Source organism: Mesorhizobium sp. M7A.F.Ca.ET.027.03.2.1, assembly GCF_003999175.1.
In the GTDB taxonomy this organism is placed as follows: Bacteria; Pseudomonadota; Alphaproteobacteria; order Rhizobiales; family Rhizobiaceae; genus Mesorhizobium.
In genome coordinates this window covers 1-2,934 of the sequence record NZ_RZOM01000798.1, presented here as the reverse complement: position 1 = coordinate 2,934, position 2,934 = coordinate 1, and the positions used below count along the sequence as shown (strand labels likewise).

The following is a 2,934-nucleotide window of genomic DNA, read 5'->3' as shown; positions in this document are numbered from 1 at the left end:
TCCACATGTTGAAGGCCGGGTCGAGCGTGCGCGCCACGCCCTCGACCACCACCATGGTCTTCTGCAACAGGATCAATTCGGGCCGCGTCGCCATGTCGAAGAGTTCGGTGACCTCGAACAGCAGCGTCAGAAGCTTGGCCATCGAGATGGTCTCGGCCGGCTGGCCATGGATCGGCTCCCCGATCGCCCGGATCGCCTGCGCGAAGGCTGCGACATTGTGCTGGCGCGGCACATAGCCGGCCTCGAAATGGACCTCGGCGACACGCAGATAGTCGCGCGTGATGAAGCCGTAGAGAATTTCGGCGAGGAAGCGGCGCTCCTTCTTGCCGAGCCTGCCGGCAATGCCGAGATCGACGGCAACGATGGTGCCGTTTGCCTCGACGAACAAATTGCCCGGATGCATGTCGGCATGGAAGAAGCCGTCGCGCAGGGTGTGGCGCAGGAACGACTGGATGAGGTTGGCTGCGATCGCCTTCAAATCGTGGCCGGCGGCTTCCAGGCCGGCAATGTCGTTCATCTTGACGCCGTCGACCCACTCCATGGTCAAGACGTCGCGGCCGGTGCGCTCCCAGTCGACGGACGGCACGCGAAAGCCGGGGTCGTCCCTGGTGCTTTCGCCGAGTTCCGAGAGAGCCGCCGCCTCGAGGCGAAGATCCATCTCGATCTTGGTGGTCTGCGCCAGCGTCTGGGTGACCTCGACCGGCCGCAGCCGGCGGGACGAGGGGATGTATTTCTCCTGCAGGCGAGCGGCGAGGAAATAGCTTTCGAGATCCTGGAAGAAACGGCGGCGCACGCCGGGCCGGATCACCTTGACCGCCACCTTGGTGGCAATGCCGTCATGGACAGCGTCGGCGGCATGGACCTGGGCGATGGAGGCGGCGGCGACCGGGTCGCCGAATTGCGTATAGAGATCGCCGATCTTGCGCCCGAGCGAAGCCTCGATCGCCTCGATGGCCTCGGCCCGGGGGAAGGTGTGCATCTTATCCTGCAACGTGGCGAGATCGAGCGCCATGTCGTTGCCGACGACGTCGGGCCGTGTCGCCAGGAACTGGCCGAGCTTTACATAAGATGGACCGAGCCGGACGACCGCCTTGGCCAGCCGGTCGCTGCGCTCATAGGCCAGCGCGCGGCGGCGGGTGAACAGCCGCGCCATCCGCCATCCGAACTTCGGCAGGCCGGACAGTTCCTCACCCGGCAGAGCGGCGACGACACCCTCGCGGACCAGCACCCAGCCGGCCCTTACGAGCCGGAATCCTGCACTGACATTGCTCATGGCAGCGCCAATCCTGCCGGCTCTTTGAACCGGCATAGCACGTGTAGATTGTGAGAAATGCGGTCCGGCTTCAAAGCTTCCAGCCCGAATGAAGCGCTGCAATACCGCCGGAGTAGTTGCGGAAGGAAACGCGGTCGAAGCCGGCGCGGGAAATCATCGTCGCGAAATTCTGCTGATTGGGAAACCTGGCGATCGATTCGACCAGATAGGAATAGGGTTCGCCGTCGCCAGTGACCATCTTGCCGATCTTTGGAATGGCGTTGAACGACCAGGCTTCGTAGGCCTTGTCGAGAAGCGGCATCTCGACCTCGGAAAACTCCAGGCACAGGAAGCGCCCGCCGGGCTTCAGCACGCGAAACGCTTCGCCCAAGGCCACCTCGATGCGCGGCACGTTGCGGATGCCGAAAGCGATGGTGTAAGCGTCGAATGTGGCATCGGCAAAGGGCAGTTCCTCGGCATTGGCCTCGACGAAATCGGTGTTGCCGGACAGGCCCTTCTTTTCGGCCCGGTCGCGGCCGACGGCCAGCATCGAGCCATTGATGTCGAGCACGGTGGCATGGGCATTGCCGTGGCTGGCATCGACGATGCGGAAGGCGATGTCGCCGGTGCCGCCGGCAACGTCCAGCACGCGCCAGCCGATCCTTTTGGGAGGATTGAGCCAGGTGACCATGGCGTCCTTCCACAGCCGGTGCAGGCCGGCCGACATCAGATCGTTCATCAGGTCGTAGCGGTTGGCGACCTTGTGGAAAACATCGTTGACCAGGGACTGCTTGTCGCCAGCCCCGACACGCTTGAAACCATAGGAGGTTTCCATGCCGCCCGCGGCCGTGGTTCTCTCAACTGACATTTTTTTGATCCGTCATAAAACCGGCGGGACCATAGCCGATCGATGGTGCGGGCGCTATTGTTTAAGGCGCGGTGTTCAGCCGCGCTTCCAGGTGGCGGGTTTCGAGACCTGGACGGATCGACGGGATGGTTGAATGCCTTTGAAAGCGGAACTGCACTGCCACATCGAAGGGGCAGCGGCGCCCGAACTCGTCATCCGCCAGGCGCAGAAATACGGCAAGGACACCTCGCCCTATATCCAGAACGGTTCCTTCGTCTGGCATGATTTCACCTCCTTCCTGGCGGCTTATGATTTTTCCGCCGATCTGTTCCGGACCGAGGAGGACTATGCGCGGCTGGCCGACCATTATCTGACCAGTCTCGCTCGCGACGGCGCCATCTATTCCGAGGTGTTCACCTCGCCGGACCACGCGAAAAAGGCCGGCCTGTCGCCCAAGGCCTATACCGATGCGCTCGGCGAAGGCATGGCCCGCGCCAAGGCCAAGACCGGCATCGAGGGCCGCATGATCGTCACCGGCGTGCGCCATGTCGGCGTCGAGTCGATCGAGCAGGCGGCGCGCTTCGCGGCGCGCTGCGGGCATCCGCTGGTCACCGGTTTCGGTGTCGCCGGCGATGAGCGCATCGGCGATATGGAGGACTATGTCAGGGCTTTCGAGATCGCCCGCGAGGCCGGGCTCGGCATCACCATCCATGCCGGCGAATTGACGGGCTGGGAGACGGTCCAGGCGGCGCTCGATCATATCCGTCCGTCCCGCATCGGCCATGGCGTGCGCGCCATCGAGAACCCGGACCTCGTCCGGCGCATCGCCGACGAG

At 63.7% G+C, this 2,934-nt stretch carries 3 protein-coding genes; 1 reads left to right on the top strand and 2 read right to left on the bottom strand.

Annotation, left to right across the window (positions count from 1 at the left end):
- Both ubiB and ubiE read right to left on the bottom strand, forming a co-directional pair.
- The coding region (gene ubiB, locus EN750_RS27050) for a 2-polyprenylphenol 6-hydroxylase (protein ID WP_127398473.1) at positions 1-1,273 on the bottom strand (1,273 nt) is incomplete at its 3' end.
- A 70-nt stretch (positions 1,274-1,343) separates the two neighbouring features.
- Complete coding sequence (ubiE, locus tag EN750_RS27045) at positions 1,344-2,120, bottom strand: bifunctional demethylmenaquinone methyltransferase/2-methoxy-6-polyprenyl-1,4-benzoquinol methylase UbiE (RefSeq protein ID WP_127266931.1); 777 nt, start codon at positions 2,118-2,120, stop codon at positions 1,344-1,346.
- A 133-nt stretch (positions 2,121-2,253) separates the two neighbouring features.
- On the opposite strand from ubiE, the gene add reads away from it, so the two are divergent.
- Positions 2,254-2,934: adenosine deaminase (gene add, locus EN750_RS27040; protein WP_127398471.1), on the top strand; the 681-nt coding region annotated here is incomplete at its 3' end.

Excerpts from the sequence above, each read along its gene's own strand:
- ubiE (WP_127266931.1), bottom strand. The coding sequence starts at position 2,120 with ATGTCAGTTGAGAGAACCACGGCCGCGGGCGGCATGGAAACCTCCTAT.